Source organism: Aestuariispira ectoiniformans, from assembly GCF_025136295.1.
Lineage (GTDB): Bacteria > Pseudomonadota > Alphaproteobacteria > UBA8366 > Aestuariispiraceae > Aestuariispira_A > Aestuariispira_A ectoiniformans.
In genome coordinates this window covers 2,414,875-2,433,420 of record NZ_CP062788.1, presented here as the reverse complement: position 1 = coordinate 2,433,420, position 18,546 = coordinate 2,414,875, and the positions used below count along the sequence as shown (strand labels likewise).

Annotated in this window: 17 protein-coding genes; 11 read left to right on the top strand and 6 right to left on the bottom strand. The window is 57.4% G+C overall.

Annotated features, from left to right (window positions below):
* Positions 1 to 24: 24 nt before the first annotated feature.
* Positions 25 to 1,599, bottom strand: coding sequence for an ABC transporter substrate-binding protein (locus IF205_RS11295; RefSeq protein WP_259779473.1), 1,575 nt, complete (start codon positions 1,597 to 1,599; stop codon positions 25 to 27).
* Between the two features lie 127 nt (positions 1,600 to 1,726).
* Here IF205_RS11295 and IF205_RS11290 point away from each other — a divergent pair, with 127 nt between their 5' ends.
* Positions 1,727 to 3,010: a Zn-dependent hydrolase gene (locus IF205_RS11290; protein ID WP_259779472.1), complete on the top strand. Its 1,284-nt coding sequence runs from the start codon at positions 1,727 to 1,729 to the stop codon at positions 3,008 to 3,010.
* Between the two features lie 70 nt (positions 3,011 to 3,080).
* On the opposite strand, the gene IF205_RS11285 is transcribed toward IF205_RS11290, so the two are convergent.
* The 3 genes from IF205_RS11285 to IF205_RS11275 all read right to left on the bottom strand — a co-directional run bounded on the left by IF205_RS11285 (position 3,081) and on the right by IF205_RS11275 (position 5,574).
* Positions 3,081 to 3,557: a DoxX family protein gene (locus IF205_RS11285; protein ID WP_259779471.1), complete on the bottom strand. Its 477-nt coding sequence runs from the start codon at positions 3,555 to 3,557 to the stop codon at positions 3,081 to 3,083.
* A gap of 125 nt (positions 3,558 to 3,682) precedes the next feature.
* Positions 3,683 to 4,543, bottom strand: coding sequence for a pirin family protein (locus tag IF205_RS11280; protein ID WP_259779470.1), 861 nt, complete (start codon positions 4,541 to 4,543; stop codon positions 3,683 to 3,685).
* Positions 4,544 to 4,614: 71 nt separating this feature from the next.
* Entirely contained in the window at positions 4,615 to 5,574 is a 960-nt protein-coding gene (locus IF205_RS11275) for a LysR family transcriptional regulator (RefSeq protein WP_259779469.1), read from the bottom strand.
* A 165-nt stretch (positions 5,575 to 5,739) separates the two neighbouring features.
* Here IF205_RS11275 and IF205_RS11270 point away from each other — a divergent pair, with 165 nt between their 5' ends.
* The 10 genes from IF205_RS11270 to IF205_RS11225 all read left to right on the top strand — a co-directional run bounded on the left by IF205_RS11270 (position 5,740) and on the right by IF205_RS11225 (position 16,081).
* Positions 5,740 to 6,621, top strand: a complete 882-nt coding sequence (locus tag IF205_RS11270; RefSeq protein ID WP_259779468.1) for an ABC transporter permease — start codon at positions 5,740 to 5,742, stop codon at positions 6,619 to 6,621.
* A gap of 1 nt (position 6,622) precedes the next feature.
* Entirely contained in the window at positions 6,623 to 7,468 is an 846-nt protein-coding gene (locus tag IF205_RS11265) for an ABC transporter permease (RefSeq protein ID WP_259779467.1), read from the top strand.
* A gap of 4 nt (positions 7,469 to 7,472) precedes the next feature.
* Positions 7,473 to 8,624, top strand: coding sequence for an extracellular solute-binding protein (locus tag IF205_RS11260; protein ID WP_259779466.1), 1,152 nt, complete (start codon positions 7,473 to 7,475; stop codon positions 8,622 to 8,624).
* 101 nt (positions 8,625 to 8,725) lie between these two features.
* Positions 8,726 to 9,835: an ABC transporter ATP-binding protein gene (locus tag IF205_RS11255; protein ID WP_259779465.1), complete on the top strand. Its 1,110-nt coding sequence runs from the start codon at positions 8,726 to 8,728 to the stop codon at positions 9,833 to 9,835.
* A 69-nt stretch (positions 9,836 to 9,904) separates the two neighbouring features.
* Positions 9,905 to 11,251, top strand: a complete 1,347-nt coding sequence (locus tag IF205_RS11250) for an aminotransferase family protein (RefSeq protein ID WP_259779464.1) — start codon at positions 9,905 to 9,907, stop codon at positions 11,249 to 11,251.
* Positions 11,248 to 12,177 (top strand): 3,5-dioxohexanoate:acetyl-CoA acetone transferase, encoded by a 930-nt coding sequence (gene kce / locus IF205_RS11245; protein WP_259779463.1) that lies wholly within the window; start codon positions 11,248 to 11,250, stop codon positions 12,175 to 12,177. The genes IF205_RS11250 and kce overlap by 4 nt, the downstream gene beginning before the upstream one ends.
* A gap of 42 nt (positions 12,178 to 12,219) precedes the next feature.
* Positions 12,220 to 13,254: a histone deacetylase family protein gene (locus IF205_RS11240; protein WP_259779462.1), complete on the top strand. Its 1,035-nt coding sequence runs from the start codon at positions 12,220 to 12,222 to the stop codon at positions 13,252 to 13,254.
* On the top strand, positions 13,254 to 14,405 hold the full coding sequence (locus tag IF205_RS11235) for an NAD(P)/FAD-dependent oxidoreductase (protein WP_259779461.1): 1,152 nt from the start codon (positions 13,254 to 13,256) through the stop codon (positions 14,403 to 14,405). The genes IF205_RS11240 and IF205_RS11235 overlap by 1 nt, the downstream gene beginning before the upstream one ends.
* A gap of 12 nt (positions 14,406 to 14,417) precedes the next feature.
* Positions 14,418 to 15,704: a M20 family metallopeptidase gene (locus IF205_RS11230; RefSeq protein WP_259779460.1), complete on the top strand. Its 1,287-nt coding sequence runs from the start codon at positions 14,418 to 14,420 to the stop codon at positions 15,702 to 15,704.
* Positions 15,705 to 15,733: 29 nt separating this feature from the next.
* Entirely contained in the window at positions 15,734 to 16,081 is a 348-nt protein-coding gene (locus IF205_RS11225) for a RidA family protein (RefSeq protein WP_259779459.1), read from the top strand.
* 52 nt (positions 16,082 to 16,133) lie between these two features.
* Here the strand turns inward: IF205_RS11225 and IF205_RS11220 are convergent, their stop codons facing one another.
* Both IF205_RS11220 and IF205_RS11215 read right to left on the bottom strand, forming a co-directional pair.
* Positions 16,134 to 16,619, bottom strand: coding sequence for a thioesterase family protein (locus IF205_RS11220; RefSeq protein ID WP_259779458.1), 486 nt, complete (start codon positions 16,617 to 16,619; stop codon positions 16,134 to 16,136).
* Between the two features lie 120 nt (positions 16,620 to 16,739).
* Positions 16,740 to 18,545: an SLC13 family permease gene (locus tag IF205_RS11215; protein ID WP_259779457.1), complete on the bottom strand. Its 1,806-nt coding sequence runs from the start codon at positions 18,543 to 18,545 to the stop codon at positions 16,740 to 16,742.
* Position 18,546: the final 1 nt, after the last annotated feature.

Here is an 18,546-nt window from a genome sequence, read left to right as displayed (position 1 = left end):
ACCCGATGTCCGGCTATTTTCCCGTTAGCTCTTCGTCACATCCTGAAGGATCAGGAAGAAGGAGGGTTGCAGGGAGAACCCGCCAACCCGCGCACTGGTAACCGCATTCTGTTTCCAGTTTGCAATAAAGGCCCAAGGCGCATCGTCACGAACGATTTCCTGCATTTCCTTATACAGGCGCGCCCGCTCCTTCTGGTCTGTGGAACTGCGTGCTTTCTCCAGCAACTCGTCCACCTTCGGATTGGAATAATAGCCGGAATTAAAGCCCCCCTTGCCCGGCCATGCCGCACTGCGCAGGGCAAGATACGGCAGGGTATCCGGGTCGGTGGTCATCCAGGCCATTTCCGCCATATCGGCCTTGCCTTCCAGGCCCGGATTCACCTTGCCCAGGAAGGTATTCCATTCATAGGTCTCGATCTTCACATTCAGGCCAACCTTGGCCAGGTCCGCCTGGATGGCCGCCCCCATCGGAATGGGGTCAAGCATCCCGGAACCGCCTTCGGTCACATAGAAAGTCAGATCGGCACCATCCTGCCCGGCTTCCTTGATCAGCATCTTCGCCTTTTCGGGATCATAGGGATAGGGCTGCAAACTGTCGTTGTAAGCCCAGGAGAACGCTGGCGGTGTCGGACCGGCCGCAACTTCCGCAGTGCCCTGCAAAACGTTGCTTACCAAGGCCTTTTTGTCGATTGCATAGTTCACCGCCTGCCGAACGCGTTTGTCCGCCATCGGACCTTCTTTCGCATTCAGGATCAGGAACCATACATGGGGCCCCGCCTGCTCTTGCACCTTATATCCGGCGTCGCTGGCAAAGGTTGCCACGTTATCCGGCGGCACTTCGACCATCATGTCAATGCCACCCGATAGCATTTCGGCGACGCGGGTATTCGCATCGGTTATCGGGCGGAAGACCACCGCTTCCAACTTGGGCGCGCCGCCCCAATAGTCATCGTTGCGGACAGCGACGACCTTTGCATTGCTTTCCCATTCAGCAAACTTGAAGGCACCGGTCCCGGAGGGATGGCGGCCAAAATCCTTACCGTATTGTTTGACTGCTTCAGGCGATACGATCAGCCCCGTCGGCTGGGCAAGGTTGGACATGAAAGGCGCATAGGGCTCTTTCAGCGTGAATTCGACCGTGAGGTCATCCTTTGCCACAACCTTGTCCACGGCACTGAAATAGAAGGAAAGCGGGAACGGACCGGTATTGTGATAGGGATGCTTTTCATCCAGCATTCGGTCGAAAGTGAATTTCACAGCTTCCGCATTGAACGGCGACCCATCGTGAAATTTCACACCATCGCGAAGCTTGAACGTATAGACCAGACCATCGTCACTGATCGTCCAGGATTTGGCCAGGGCCGGCACAGGCTGCAGGGTGCCATCCTTATAGCGCACCAGCCCGTCATAGATATTCATCAGAATACGGGAGTCGTTCAGCGCCGTCACCGTTTGCGGATCCAGTGACTTCGGCTCTGCAATCTGCCCAACAACCAGTACATTTGGTGGCGTCTGCGCCAATGCGGCCCCGGAAGCCACACTCAGGGCCACCGATGCCCCAAGCGCCGCCGCCGCGACAAATTTTGAAAGTCGTTTCATCGTCTTTCCCCCTGTTGCGTTCTTACAAATTCTTTATTGCTGACGGCATATTTATAATGATAAATAAAAAATCATCAACATTTTATCATAATAAATAAACGCACCAAAATCAGTAGTGGTATCCACGATGAAAAACTCTACCACAGAAAATCACGCCATGGGCGACGGGACGAACAGAAAACCATTTCAGATAAACGAGGCACGTCTTCGCGCCACTTTAGACGCCGCATCCGCTTTCGGTCGAACCGACGACGGAAAGGGTGTTTGCCGCCCAAGCTTCTCCGACGCGGATATGGCGGCACGGCACTGGTTGATTTCCGAACTTGAAGCCAGCGGGCTTGATGCCTGGATGGACCCGGTTGGCAATGTCTTCGGACGCTGGAATGCCGGACAGGGCCCCGCCGTCATCATTGGCTCGCATCTCGACAGCGTTCCCGACGGCGGAAGGCTTGACGGCACGTTAGGGGTGCTTGCAGGCCTGGAATGTATCCGCAGCCTCCAGGACCAGGGTTTTGAACCCAAGTGCCCTATCGAGGTCCTTGCCACCAGCGAAGAGGAAGGCCGCTTTGGCGGCATGTTAGGCAGTCAGGCGCTTGCCGGGTTGGTCTCGCAACAGTGGCTTCAAAATGCAACGGACGACAGCGGCACCAGCCTCCGGGGCGCAATGGCGCGACACGGCCTCGAGGCCGCGGACGCCCTTATCATCAAGCGCGCACCCTCAACAGTTCGCGCCTTTCTGGAACTTCATATCGAACAGGGTCCGGTCCTGGACGAAAAGAAAATCCCGGTCGGAGTCGTCACAGGTATTTCGGGCTGCGCAAATTGGTCCCTCACACTCACGGGTCTCGCAAATCACGCTGGCACCACGCCGATGGATATGCGGGCCGACGCCTTTGCCGGTCTGGCCGATTTTGCCAGTACTATCCCACAGCTCATCAAAGAATACGGTACGGACCAAAGCCGCCTGACAATCGGCAAAGTGGATATCACACCCAATTTCCCGCATACCGTTCCGGGCGAGGCCCAATGCTCCCTGATCCTTCGGGATATGGATGAAAATATCATGCGCACCCTGGCTGATGCCTGTTGGGCAAGGCTGGAAGCCGCAGCCAACGCCCATAACCTTCAATGGGACATTCAGTTGCAAAGCTGGCTGCCACCTGCCCCTTGCGACAGCACAATGATCAATCTTCTGAAAAAGCAGTCGGAAAGCCTTGGCATCCCTGCCATCACCATGCCCAGTGGCGCAGGTCATGACACACAATCCATGGCCCAACTGACCGCTGCCGGTCTGCTTTTCGTGCCCAGCATCAATGGCATCAGCCATTCCACGGAAGAAGACACGGACTGGGCCGACATCAACAAGGGATGTACCGTCCTGCTCAATACCGTGGCGACACTCGCCTCCTGAGATGGGCAGCAAAAAGCCCCTGGAGAGTTTCCAGGGGCCTTTCAACAAGACAGGGCTATCGTTTACGCGATCAGAACTCTTTGGAGAGTTTGCTGTCCACGGAATATGCACCACCGCCACGGAAAACGATCGCCAGGGCGACCAAGCCCCACAGCAGCGGATATTCATAACCACCATTCGTCCAGAAATATCCATTACCCAGATGGACTGTGACGACTGCCACGGCCATCAAGACAGCAACACCAAGGGCAGCAGGCCGCGTCAGCAGGCCGATTGCGACAAACAGACCGCCAACGAACTCAACCAGGCCCGCCAGAAGCGCAAAAAGAATGCCGGGTTCCATACCCAGGGTCTGACCGAAGAACTGTCCGGTCCCGTCCAGTCCGTAACCGCCGAACCAGCCAAAAAGCTTCTGCGCACCATGCGGCATCAGGAACAGGCCCGTCGCCACACGGATCAATGGATAGGAAAGTTTGGAGAGCCCCTCGTAAAGGCCGCCCAGGGCCGGGATAATCAAACGGTTCTGGTCAACTTCACTGCTGGACATGATCTGAATCCTTTTTCAAAAAAATTGGTAAATCGCCAATGCCTGCAACGAATCTAGCAATCCATCACGCCAGAAACAATTTACGTTAATGGACACTTATTGTTTCCAAAACAAGCCCAATTAAATTATTTCCCGGGAAGAGGAATGAATTCATCGTCCCCTTCAATCATGTCAAAACGGCCTTCTTTCCAATCGGCTTTGGCCTGTTCAATACGCTCTTTTGAACTGGCAACGAAGTTCCACCAGACATGCCGCCGCGTTTCAAAGGGGACACCACCAAGCACCGCCAGGCGGAGATCGCCTTCAGCCCGAATGACCGGCGACTCATCCGGGCCGACATAGACGAACTGGTTCTCTCCAAAGGTCTCTCCGTCCACAGCGAAGCGCCCTGACAGGCTGTAAAGCCCTGCCTCCATTCCGCCACCCGGCAGCGGAATGGCCTGCCCGTCGCCTGCGGTGAAGTCCATATAGAACATAGGCGAATAGACAGGCACCGGAGAGCTATGCCCGAAAGCCTCGCCAACCATCAAACGACACTGCACGCCCTCCACGTCAAAGACCGGCAGGCTTTCTGCGGCATGATGGCTAAAACTGGGGTCCATCTCTTCCTGACCGTCCGGCAAGGCGATCCAGAGCTGTAAACCGTTCAGGCGATGTTCGGCGTTGTGAACCGCCTCTGTTTCCCGTTCGGAATGGACAATTCCGCGCCCGGCAACCATCCAGTTGATATCCCCCGGCCGGATTTCCTGTGCATGTCCCAGGCTGTCGCGATGAAAAATCGATCCCTCAAAGAGATAGGTCACAGTCGCCAACCCGATATGGGGATGGGGACGCACATTGACGCCCTGCCCCGGTTGGAAGGTAACGGGACCCATATGGTCAAAGAAAATGAAGGGACCAACCATACGCCGATCACGATGAGGCAACACCCGGCGAACTGTGAATTCCCCCAGGTCAGCCTCCTTGGCGTTCAGATATTTGACCATCGACCGTCCTAACCCTCGCTAACTGTTATGTCCGATAACAATAGCACAGGCCTGTGTCGAAACCGCGACGATTATTCCACTGCCGCCTCGGGATAAACGAAATACCCCAACGGCGCATCGTCAAGACGCCCCAGAAGGTCACTCAGGAAAAGTCTTTCGGCGCGGCTTGGGGACATACGAGGATTGGTTACCAAAAAAATATCGATGGCCGGCGGTGCCTCATAGGGTGGCAGCCGCCACATCAAACCATCCCTCAAATCGCGTTCCACCACATGGATTGGCAGCGGCCCGATCCCGAGACCATTCACGATCAGTCGGCGCACCTCTTCCAGATGCGGCGAGGTTGCCACCACCTTCCCTTTCAGCCGCTCCTGCGCGCGCAGTACAGCCACCGACGACAAGGCACCGTTTAACTGGTCGGTACTGAAGGAAACGAACGCTTCGTTACGCAGATCCGCCAGTGAGATATCCTTTTTCCCGAACAGGTGATGGCGGGGCCCGCAGAAGAAACCGAAATGTTCACGGTAGAGATGGCGATAGTCCAGACGCGGGTGTTTTTCGTTCACCAGACAGATGCCAAAACTTGCCTGCTGTGCCAGCACCGTCTGCACCACCGTACTGGAGGTTGCGACATCTATCTCATAAGTGACCTTGGGATGGCGGTGCGCAAAATCCGAAAGCGTCTCGTCCAACGGCGGAAAGACAACATGGCTCGCCATCCAGAGATGCAGATGACCGCTGAGCTGTGATCCACTGTCTTTCAGCACCGTATCGATACGCCCAATAGTGCCGCAGACCTCACGGCATTCTCTGTAAAGCGCCAGCCCCTGCTCTGTCGCCTCGAATCGCCCACGGCTGCGGTCAATCAACTGGCAGCCCAATTGATCTTCCAGCCGTTTCAGGGCGTTACTGACGCTGGGCTGTCTCAGCAAAAGACGCTCTGCCGCGCCGGTAATCGACTTTTCTTCCACAATCGCAGCAAAAGTATGCAAGAGGTTCCAATCAAAGGAACGCCGCTCTATCCCTGGCATTGAGGTCACCCGCATAGTTATTGGCTATGACATTCATTCTAGTTATCTATTTGGGAAATGCCAAGAAAGGGGCGTAGAGTAATCAACGGCCAAGAAACATGCTGCGCGCAAAATAAAAACATTCAAAACGCGGCATCACTAGTAACAATCTTCGGGGAGACAAAGATGGCCACGGTAAGTGGGGCGGAAGCACGCCGTCCATGGATTTTAATGGCACCCGCGCTGGGGACAGTCACATTCCTGATGATCATTCCGATGGTCTTTATCGTGGTCTATTCCTTCTGGCTGCGCACGGCAACAGGCGATGAACAGGTCGGCTTTTACCTGAACAACTGGAAAGACGTCCTGACGGACAGGTTCTATTACGACATTCTGTTCCAGACCTTGCGCATTGCAGTGGTCTCCACCGTCATATGCGCGCTGATCGGCTATTTTCCGGCCTATTTTGTGGCGCGGACGAAACTCAAAAGCAAAGCAGTCCTTCTTCTGCTGCTGATGCTGCCCTTTTGGATCAGCTACATCATCCGGACCATGTCCTGGATTAATATCCTGGGCGTCTCAGGGGCGCTGAACACACTTTTCATGTGGCTCGGCATCATCAATCAGCCGCTGGAAGTCCTTTACAACGAGGGTACGGTTATCCTGGGCCTGGTGCATTTCCTGCTGCCCTTCATGATCCTGAATGTCTATGTCAGCCTCGACGGTATTGACGAAAGTCTGACGGACGCCGCGCAAAGCCTTGGCTGCACCGGCTGGCAGGCCTTCAGGGAAGTCACCTTCCCGCTGTCGCTGCCCGGACTGGCCGCAGGTTCCCTGCTTTGCTTCGTCCTGGGTGCGGGTACCTATATCACCCCGCTGGTCCTTGGCGGCCCGAGGGATGCCATGTTTGCCAATCTGGTCTTCGAGGCGGTGGTTACACAGCTCGACTGGCCGCTGGGTTCAGTTCTCTCGCTTGTGCTGCTGATCCTGCTGGGCGCCGTCGTCATGGTCTACACGCGTTATCTGGGCGTCGACCAGATTGCCAAATCTTTTGGACGGGAGCGGTAAAATGAGCGGTTGGTCCTTTATCCGGCTGATGACCATCCTGGTCTATGTCTTCATGTTCGCACCGGTCGCAGTGGTGATCCTGTTGGCCTTCAACGCAAACCAGTTCGGCAGTTTCCCGATCGAGGGTTTCTCCTTCCGCTGGTTCGTGGCCCTGTGGGAGAATGATGCCATTGTCCGCGCCTTCAAGACCTCCCTGCTGCTCGGTTTCCTGACCTCTGTCGTTTCCACCACCCTGGGGGTCATGGCGGCCCTTGCCTTTGTCCGGTACGACTTTCCCGGCAAGAAGATATTGTCGACCCTGCTGATGGCCCCGATCCTGATCCCCGAAGTGGTCCTCGCCGTCGCCCTGCTTCTGTTCCTGCGCTGGCTGTCCTTGCCAAAGAGCTTTGCGCTGCTTCTGATGGGCCATGTGGTCTTCACCCTGCCCTTTGTAATCCTGGTGGTCCAGGCCCGCCTGGTCGCAATTCGTCGCGACTATGAGGAAGCAGCGCAAAGCCTGGGTGCGACGCCATTCCAGACATTCTTTGAAGTGACGCTGCCCTTGATGCTGCCTGCCGTCATGGCGGGCATGCTGTTCAGCTTCACCGTGTCCTTTGACGATATTACCGGCACGCTGTTCTGGAAACCGGGCGGGGTTGAAACCGTCCCGACCCAGATTTTCGCCATGCTCCGGAACTCGATCAGCCCCGAGATCAATGCACTTGGGGCCGCCATGGTGGTCTTTACCGTGGCCCTACCGCTGGTCGCCGCCGCCCTGGCACGCGGACTGGCAGCACGAAAAAGAAAACAAAAGCATAGCCGCGGGACAACCACGGCAACACTCAACTCGCAACAGCAGGAGGCTTAAAGCCATGGACGACACGAAACGTTATGAGAATTTGCTTGATCGCTACCGCGACGGGAATATCGACAGACGCACTTTCCTGGGCCTGTTAGGTGTCGCAGGCGCCGCTGCCGGAATCGTTGGCGGCCCGATGGCCGGCCTGACCCGTGCCTATGCTGCATCCGTTGAACAGGTCCGTTTCGACGGTTGGGGCGGTGTGGTTTCCGAAGCTTTCCGGAAATACGCCTTTGGCCCCTATACCGAAAAGACCGGCATCAAGGTTGTCGATGGCACCTTCGGTGGCGCGGATGAATATCTCGCCCGTGTGAAGGCCAGCCAGCCGGGTGAGTTCAACCTCGCCCATCTGTCCGGCGTCTTCGATTACGCCCGCTATCACAATCTGGGCCTGTCTTCGGAAATCAACGAAGCCAACGTTCCCAACCTGAAGAATGTCATCGTCAGCCTGCAGGACGTGTTCCGCAAGGTCAGCGGCGGTAAACTGTCCGCAGTTCCTTATGACTATGGCACCACCGGCATTGCCTATAACCGTAAATACATCAGCGACGATGAAGCCAAGGCAAAAGGCGCAAAACTGCTGATCGATCAGGCTTATAAAGGCAAGACCGCAGGCTGGGGGGAATGGAAGACACGCGTCTGGTATGGTGCCTTGCAGTCCGATCAGGACCCGAACAACATCCAGGATATCGACGCTGTCTGGGACAAGGTTCGTGAACACCGCGACCTCGCCAAGAAATACTGGAGTTCCGGTGCGGAGCTGATGAGCCTGCTGGCGGAAGAGGAAATCTATGTGACCGAAGCATGGTCGGGCCGCGTCCGCGCCCTGCAGGATCAGGGCCATGACATTGGTTACATGGACCCGCCGGGCGGCCTGGGCTGGCAGGAATGCCTGTTCGTGATGAAAGGCAGCCCGATGGCTGCCTGCGAAGAACTGCTGAACTTCATGCTGGAACCGGAAGTCGCCATCGCCGTGGCAGAGGGCCAGAACTATCCGCCTGCCCTTGATCCGACCAAAGTCGATGTAGGCGAGAAGGTACCGACGCTTCCGGCCTTCGACCCGAGTGGTACGCTGAACGGGCTCAGCTTCTTCGATCCGGAATACTGGAACAAGAACGAAGCCGACTGGTCCAAGAAATTCTCTCGTGTCCAAAAGGGATATTAAGCCTCCCTTTAGTAGGTAAACTCGCGGCCGGTCCTGACCGGTCAGAACCGGCCGCAATTCTTTCGAGAAACAATCAAGGCCAAGCTGCGAAAGGTAGATCCATGAGTGGGACAGGCGCAGGCAATGCCGTAGAACTGAAAAACGTGGTCAAGAAATACGGCGAATTCGTTGCCGTGAAGAAAATGGACCTTACCGTCCCGGAAGGCAGCTTTGTCACCTTCCTCGGCCCGTCCGGTTGCGGCAAGACAACAACGCTTCGCATGATTGCGGGCCTGACGGACGCCAGCGATGGCGATATCCTCATCAAGGGCAACCGCGTCAACGAGATCCCCATCCATAAAAGGAACCTGGGCCTGGTCTTCCAGAATTACGCCCTCTTCCCGCATAAGACCATTTTCGACAATGTCGCTTTCGGCCTGAAATACCGTAAGGTCTCGAAGGCCGATATCGCCGGGCGCGTGCGCAAGGCGCTGGACCTGGTACAGCTTCCCCATGCGGAGGATCGCTATCCGAGCCAACTGTCGGGTGGCCAGCAACAGCGTATTGCGCTGGCCCGCGCTATTGTCATCGAACCGCATGTCCTTCTTCTGGATGAGCCGCTGTCCGCATTGGACGCCAATCTGCGTGAGGAGATGCGCGTTGAACTGAAGCGCATCCAGCGGGAGCTGGGCATTGCCACCGTTTTCGTGACCCACGATCAGTCCGAAGCCCTGGCGATGAGTGACAAGCTCGTGGTGATGAACCACGGCATCGTGGAGCAGGTCGGCAAGCCCGAAGACGTCTATAACGACCCCAAATCCACTTTTGTGGCGAACTTCCTGGGCCACTCGAACATCCACAACGGCCAGTTAAAGGCCAAGAACGGGGCCACCGTGGAAGTGGACCTGGGCAACGGCACCGCCCTGAATGCCGCCATCAATGGCTCTGCCCTGCCAGATGACGGGCGCGTCTGCGCCATCGTTCGCGCGGAAAAAATTCAACTGACCTCCGTGGAAAATGCAGAAGGAAGCGGAAGTTCCCTGACAGGTCAGGTCAAAACAGTCGACTATCTGGGACAAAACGCCCGCTATTTCGTTCAGGCTGGCGGTTTTGACTGGCAGGTCATCAACCCGATCCACCGCCAACCCTTCAGCGAAGGCCAACAGGTCGCCCTGCATGTCGCCCCGGAAGACTGTGTCCTGCTTCCCGGCCATGAGGAAGACCGCCACTAGCCGCGCCGCCATCGTTTTTAAGACAATACCGCAGTCAGTCCCTGGCTGCGCTAGGGAGATATGAAGGCAATGAGCAAGGCATCCCGCCTGTTTTATCAAACACGTCAACGCCGCCCCCGCATCAATCGGGCCGAAGGTCCCTATATGTGGGATGTGGATGGCAATCGCTATCTGGACGCAGTATGCGGCGCGATGGTCAGCAATATCGGCCACAGCCACCCCAAGGTTCTGGCCGGGATGCAGGCGCAGATGGAAAAGGCGACATTCGCCTACCGCCTGCATTTTGAAAACGACGCGGCGGAAACGCTTGCACACCGTCTGGCGGATCTGGCTCCCGGTGATCTGGAACGGGTTTTCTTTGTATCCGGCGGTTCCGAAGCGGTTGAAAGCTGTATCAAGATGGCCCGGCAATACGCCTTGGCGACTGATCAGGCACAGCGTTACAAGATCATCTCCCGTTTCCCCAGCTATCATGGTTCCACCCTGGGGGCACTCGGCCTTACCGGCTATGCCCCGATGACGGCTCCCTTTGCCCCGATGATGCAGGAACAACCCAAAATCGAGACTCCAAGGGCCTACCTGCATCGGGACGGCCGTTCCGAGGAAGAATTGGGGCTGTATTACGCCAACATGCTGGAGGACGAGATTCTGCGCCAGGGCCCGGAAACCGTTCTGGCATTCATCATGGAACCTGTCGGCGGTGCGTCCACCGGCGCGCTGGTTGCTCCGGACAACTATTACGGCTGTATTCGCGAAATCTGCGATCAATACGGCATTCTGCTGATCTATGACGAGGTCATGACCGGTGGCGGACGGACCGGACATTATTTTGCCGCCGACCATTGGGGGATCAAACCCGACCTGATCTCCGTCTCCAAAGGGCTGGCCGCCGGATATGCGCCGCTGGGCGCCATGTTGGCCCCGGATCGCCTGGTTGAACCTGTTCTCGATGCCGGCGGCTTCATCCATGGCTTCACCTATGCAGGCAACCCGATTGCCTGCGCGGCGGGTAATGCGGTCCTCGACGTTCTGGAAGAGGAGAAGCTTTACGAGAATGCCCGCAGCGGCGGCGCGTTGTTGAAGGCCTCCCTTCAGGAACTGGCGGACCGGCACCCGATTGTTGGTGATGTGCGCGGCAAGGGCATGTTGCTGGCGATGGAACTGGTCGCAGACCGTGACACGATGGAGCCCCTTCCTCCGGCAGCCATGGCCGCCGCCCGCCTGATGGACATCGCCTACGAAAAGGGACTGATCCTCTATTGGCGCCGCACACGCGGCGGCGCGCGTGGTGACCACATCATGGTCTGTCCGCCGCTCAACCTGCGTTCCAACAGTTTCTCTGAAATCCTTGAACCGCTTGATGAATCATTGACGCAGCTTGAACAGGAACTCGCATCGCATAAGGGGGCAGCATGAGCCGGAAAGTCGTTATAACCTGTGCGATCACAGGGTCCATTCACACCCCCAGCATGAGCCCCTACCTACCGGTCACTCCGGATGAGATCGCCGAACATGCGATTGAGGCCGCAGAAGCCGGTGCGGCAATCCTGCATCTACACGCCCGGGACCCGGAAACCGGTTTCCCTAGCCCCTCACCCGACGTCTTTGGCCAGTTCCTACCACGCATCAAACAGTCCACGGATGCGGTCGTGAATATCTCTACCGGCGGCGGCATGAGCATGACGGTCAATGACCGGATGCAGGCGGCCCTGACCGCTGCACCGGAGATGGCATCACTCAACATGGGGTCCATGAATTTCGGTCTTTTCCCCGCAGCGGAACGGCCGCGCGACTGGAAATATGACTGGGAAAAGGACTTCCTGGAAAGCAGCAAGGACTTTGTCTTCAAAAACACCTTTGCCGATATCGAAACCCTGCTGACGGAACTGGGAGAGAAAAACGGCACGCGGTTTGAATTCGAATGCTATGACGTCGGGCATCTCTATAACCTGGCACATTTCCGTGATCGCGGCCTCGTCAAAGGCCCGATCTTCCTTCAGTTCGTCCTGGGTGTGCTGGGCGGCATCGGTGCCGATCCGGAAAACCTGATGCATTTGAAATCAACCGCCGACCGCCTGTTCGGGGAAGACTATCAGTTCTCCGTCCTGGGGGCCGGGCGTCACCAGATGCCGCTGGCGGCCATGTCCGCCTCGCTGGGTGGGAATGTACGCGTCGGGCTGGAAGACAACCTTTACATGCGCAAAGGCGAACTGGCGAAAACCAATGCCGAGCAGGTCCGAAAAGTCCGGGAAATCCTGGAAGGGCTGTCGCTGGAAATAGCCACGCCGGACGAGGCCCGTTCGTTGTTGAACCTGAAGGGCGGCGATCAGGTGGCCTTCTGACCCCGCCCCCGCACTAACCGTTTACAGTAAGTTGGATATTCCATGCGTGTTTTCTTTTCCGAGAAACAGCTTTCACATCACGGCGAAAGTTTCCTTGTCGCCGGACAGCCGAAACCCATTCCGGAAGTGCCTGAACGTGCCGGGCATCTGAAGGCCGCCGTCAGCAAGCTCGGCCTGGATATCTGCGAGCCCGACGACCACGGCCTGTCGCCGCTCGCCGCCATTCATAAACCGGAATATCTCAATTTCCTGCAGACAGCCTATGAACGCTGGGTGGCTGCGGGTGGTAATGGGACCGTCGTTCCCAATATTCACCCCCGCAACCGCAATATCACTTATCCGCATTCCGCGGTCGGACAGGCAGGCTATCACCTGGGCGATACCGCATGCCCGATCACTGAGAGCACCTGGGACGCGGTTTATTGGAGTGCCCATACTGCGGTTTCCGCCGCGATGGATATCACCAACGGGGCAAAAGAAGCCTACGCGCTCTGCCGTCCGCCGGGGCATCATGCCGGGCCGGACCTCGCCGGTGGGTTCTGTTATCTCAACAACAGCGCCATTGCCGCACAGCACCTTCGCTCGCAATGTGCCCGGGTCGCCATCCTGGATATCGATCTGCATCATGGCAACGGCACGCAGGATATCTTCTACCACCGCGACGATGTGATGACCCTGTCCATTCACGCGGACCCGCGGCATTTCTATCCTTTCTTCTGGGGCCATGAGGCAGAACGAGGCGAGGCCGCAGGCCTTGGCTACAACAAGAACTACCCGCTGCCGCTTGGCAGTGGTGACAACGCCTTCATCGCCGCGCTGGAAACGGCCATGGAAAGCGTAAAAAGCTTTGCTGCGGATGCGCTGGTCATTGCAACCGGCCTGGACGCATCCGAGCAGGACCCGTTTGGCGGGCTGGCCGTTACCAGCGACGGTTTTGAGCGTATCGGAGCAATTATCGGCGCCTATCCGAAACCGGTCCTATTGGTCCAGGAAGGCGGTTATATCAGTGACGTCCTGTCCACAAACCTGTATCGTCTGCTGCACGGTTTTCTGGGGGCAAGAGGGGCAATCCAATAATGCAAAATCTGGATGTTTTGATCATCGGCGGCGGCATGGCAGGTGCGTCTGCGGCCTATTTCCTCGCCCGCGACGGGTTGACGGTTGGCATTCTGGAACGTGAAAGCCAGCCTGGCTATCACAGCACGGGCCGGTCAGCCGCCTTGTTCAGCGAAACCTATGGCCCTGCGGGCATTCGTAAACTGTCCAGCGCAAGCCGCCCGTTCCTCGAAAACCCGCCGGAAGGTTTTTCAGATTATCCGCTGCTGTCGCCGCGCGGCGTCCTCACCCTCGCAACCGAGGAAGAGCGCCCCAAACTTCTGCATCACGCCGAAGACAGCAAGGCAAACGGCGCCCATATAGACATCCTCGACGGCAAACAGCTTGAGGACATGGTACCTGTCCTGCGTCCCGGCATGTTCGCACTTGGGATGTTGGAACGGGATGCCATGGATATGGATGTCCATGCCTTGCACCAGGGGTTCCTGCGCGGTTTCCGGAAGCATGGCGGCGATATTCTGCAGAATGCTGAGGTGGCCCAACTGAAACGCAACGCCGATGGATGGCAGGTCACGACAAGAAACGGCGATGAGATCAGCGCCAGGGTTATTGTGAATGCCGCCGGGGCCTGGGCGGACGAGGTTGCAAAACTGGCCGGTGTCTCAGAAATCGGCCTCGTCCCGAAACGCCGCACCGCCATGATGATCGACCTGCCTGATGGGGTCGATTGCGACAAATGGCCTTTGGTCGTCGGTGTGGAAGAGGATTTCTATTTCAAACCCGATGCAGGCCGCCTGTTGCTATCCCCCGCCGATGCGACCCCTGTCCCGGCACAGGATGTGCAGCCGGAAGACCTGGACATTGCCATTGCAATCGACCGGTTGATGACAGTGACCGAGATCGACGTACGCCGTCCCGGCGAAAGCTGGGCCGGGCTGCGCAGCTTCGTTGCCGATGGTGAACCGGTGGTCGGCTACTCCCCTGAGGCAGAAGGTTTCTTCTGGCTGGCGGGACAAGGCGGCTATGGCATCCAGACCGCACCGGCAATGGGACAGTTGGCTGCCGCCCTGCTACAACGCAAGGACCTTCCCGAGGGGCTGGCGCAATTGGGCTTTGATGCATCCATCGTCTCGCCGGCGCGCCTTCCCGATCATGCAATGGAACAGGCATAAGGGAGATCAGTGGTGAGCGATACGGACAGGCAGGCAATTCGCGAGGTTGTACGCGCCCGACGCGACCAGGCCGTCTCCGACCTGATAAGCCTTACCGACCACGGCAGCCTTCTGGGTGAGGAAGCCCCGGCCCAGGCCCTGATGGCGGAACGTTTTGCAGCCCTCGGCCTCAAGGTGGATGAGGTTCCGATCAATGTGGCGGCCCTGCAGGACATGCCCGGTTTTTCGCCACCCGTAGTGGATAGCTATGACGGACGGGTCAATATCGTCGGCAGGCATGAACCGAATGAGATCAAAGGACGTTCGCTTATCCTGAACGGCCACATCGACGTGGTTCCCACCGGCCCGGAAAAACTGTGGCAGACACCCCCGTTCCAGGCGAGGGAACGGGACGGCTGGGTTTATGGCCGCGGGGCCGGTGATATGAAGGCCGGTATCGTTGCCTATTGTACCGCCTTTGCCGCATTGCGTGACCTTGGCCTGCAACCGGCAGCACCTGTGACCCTGCAGTCGGTCGTGGAAGAGGAATGCACCGGCAATGGCGCGCTGGCCTGCCTTGCCGCTGGCTATCGCGCTGACGCGGCGATCATCCCCGAACCCTTTAATCAACAGCTTATGGTCGCACAGTTGGGGGTGATGTGGTTCCAGTTGGAAATCACCGGCAAACCGGCGCATGTGCTGGATACGTCCGCCGGTTCCAATGCAATTGAGGCGGCCTACGCGGTCTTTGACAAATTGCGGACCCTGGAATCGTTGTGGAACACGGACACCTTCAAATCGGACTGCTATCACCACCACGATCACCCGGTGAATTTCAATCTGGGCAAGGTCGCCGGTGGCGATTGGGCATCTACTGTCCCCTGTGCCTGTACCGCAGATATCCGCGTCGGTTTCTATCCTGGCATGAAGCTGGAGGATGTACGGCAGGCAATCGAGGAAGCCGTCGATGAGGCGCGACACAACCATCCCGCCTGCAACGGCAGTAACATTGAAATCATCTATCGCGGCTTCCAGGCAGAGGGTTGTGAAATGGCCCCCCGTCATCCAATGATGACATTGATCAGTGATCTTCATGCGGAAGTCACCGGTCAGGGCATCGAACCCTATGCCTCCACCGCCACAACCGACTGCCGTTTCTTCCAGCTTTACGGGAGGATACCGGCAACCTGTTACGGCCCTGTTGCCGAAAATATTCACGGCATTGATGAACGCGTTTCCATCGACAGCATGATGGAAGTCGCCGAAGTTCTTGCCCTCTTCATGGCCGACTGGTGCGGCCTGGAAGAAATAAAAGCCTGATAAACGCTAAATTGAGGAGACTATAGCGAATGTCGATCAAACGACTTGATATTGGCCAGCGCATGAGCCAGGCCGTCATCCACGGCAACACCGTCTATCTTGCCGGCCAGGTTGGCGAACCGGGCGCATCCGTTGCGGATCAGACAAAACAGTGCCTCGCCAAGATCGAAGACCTGCTGGGCCGCTGCGGCAGCGACAAAACCAAGCTGTTGCAGGTTACCATCTGGATGGCTGACATGGCTGACTTTGCGGAAATGAACGAAGTCTGGGATGCCTGGGTCGCAGAGGGACATGCCCCGGCCCGTGCCTGCGGTGAGGCCAAACTGGCAACGCCGGACTATAAGGTGGAATTCCTGGTCACGGCCGCTTGCGACTAGGCAGCCCGTAAAGTTGTTACGAATGAAGCGCCCGGCATTTGCCGGGCGTTTTCTATTTCCGCCTGATTGCGATCTGCCGCCCCTGCCTTTCCGGCCAGGGCAGACTTGCATGCGCTGATTTCAAGATATCGACCCGTTCCTGAATGTCGGGCGGGAAAGACGCAGACCGGCGCTGGTTCATATCCATATGCATGGTAATCAACTCATTGGTGGCCGCCAGCCAGCCTTCTTCGGCGTGATACATCTCATGATACAGATGCAGGCGCTTGTGATCTGCATCCAACAACTGCGTTACCACGAAATAGGGTGCATTCGGGACCAGTTCGCGCTCGTAGGTCACATGCATTTCCAGCGCAAATGTGGACGCATTGCGCCCCTCACGATAGGCATCATCAATGCCGAGATTGCCCAAGACCTCTACAGAAACTTCATCAAAGGCAATGACATAGTAGCCAACATTCATATGGCCGTTGAAATCAATCCATTCGTCGCGAACCCGCCGCACCGAGGAGCGGAGACGCCCATCACCACTATCCACAAAAGCCCCCATGAAATCTTGTTATTCTGTATCCTCAAAAGAGGCTTGAACTTACCGGATTCCCCCCGCCATCTCTACCGAATTCCATCCCTCCAGGCATCTGGAATTTCACGCATTTGACTACAATGGCCAAACGAAGAGGATCATCGGAATACCAACCCCGATCACAATCAGCTCAACCGGCAGTCCCAGCTTCCAATAGTCGCCAAAACGAAAGCCGCCTGACCCCAGGATCAGCGTATTGTTCTGATGGCCTATCGGCGTGAGGAAGGCGCAGGATGCGCCCACTGCAACCGCCATCAAAAAGGCATCGGGATTAACGTCCAATTGGGAGGCCGCCCGGATTGCAACTGGCGACATGACAGCGGCGGTGGCGGCGTTATTCATGAAATCCGACAAGGTCATCGTCACAATCAGGATCAATCCCAGCCCGACAACCGCATTCCCCTGTGCAACAAAGGTCAGCATGGCGCGCGCGATTACATCGGCAGCCCCCGTTGCCTGCATCGCACCTGCCACGGGGATCAGGGCCCCCAGCAAGACAACGACCGGCCAGTCCACGGCCTCATAGACCCGCCTGACCGGCACCACATTGGTCAATGTGGCGGCCACGACACCCAGAACAAAGGCAACCGCCGCCGAAACAAGCCCGAATGCGGTTGCAACAATGGCAGCCGCCATAATCAGAACCGCGAAAAGTCCCTGACGTTTGCTAGGCAGGCGTAAAGATCTTTCCGCCAACGGAATACAGCCGAAATCGCTGGAGAATTCCGCCAATGCCTCTGGCACGCCCTGCATCAACAGGACGTCGCCGGCCTGTATACTCATGCCCCGTAACCGTGCAACCGACCGCTGCCCCTGTCGGGAGACCGCCAGCAGGTTGACACCATACCGCCGCCGCAAGTGGATTTTTGCTGCGGACCGCCCGATCAGTGACGACGTTGGAGACACCGCATATTCCGCCAGATCAAGATCGGCGGTCGAGCTGTCGGCATCGCCCTTGTCCTCCTTGTCCTTCTCTTCGTCTTCCTGATTTTCCGCCGCTTCTTCCAATGTCAGCTCCAGGCTCGCCAGAGTACTGGCCAGGCCTTCCGGTTCCGCCTCCACAACGAGAATATCCCCGGCCCTCGCCTTTCTTCGGGTCGAGGGGGCTGCCACCCGCACATTGTTCCGGATCAGGGCGACGATCTGCGCGCCCGCGTCCTCCATGACAGCCTCGATTTCACCCAGGGCCTTGTCCGCAGCCTTGCTTTTTTCCGTAACCCGGATTTCGGTCAGATATGCACCGGTATCAAATCCTTCGGCATCCAGGCGTTTCCGTTCGGGCACCAGTCGCCAGCCAACCAGAATGATGAACAAAACCCCGACGATTGCCACCGATGCCCCAACCCCCGAGAAGTCGAACATAGAGAAGGAATCGCCACCGCTTTGCGCCCGGAACCCGGCGACAATCAGGTTCGGCGGCGTCCCGATCAGGGTCGTCATGCCCCCAAGGATCGACGCAAAGGACAACGGCATCAATAACCGCCCCGGAGCAACGCCCTGTTTAGTGGCGATCTGAATAGCAATCGGCATCAGCAGAGCCAATGCGCCTACATTGTTCATGAAGGCCGACAGTACGGCCGCCAGGCAGGATAACGCCGCTATTGTGACGACAGTGCCGCTGGACTGGGGGATCAGGCGTTGGGTCAGAATATCTACGACGCCTGAATTCAAAAGCCCGCGGCTAAGCACCAGGACACAGGCCACGGTGACAACCGCCGGATGACCAAAGCCCAGAAAAGCCTGTGACGTCGGGACCAGCCCGATCAGCACACAGACCAGAAGAGAAATAAGCGCCACGACATCGTGACGCCAACGCCCCCACAAGAAAAGGCCCATTGTCGCTACGAGAACGGCAATGATCAGCCACTGTTCATTTGTCATA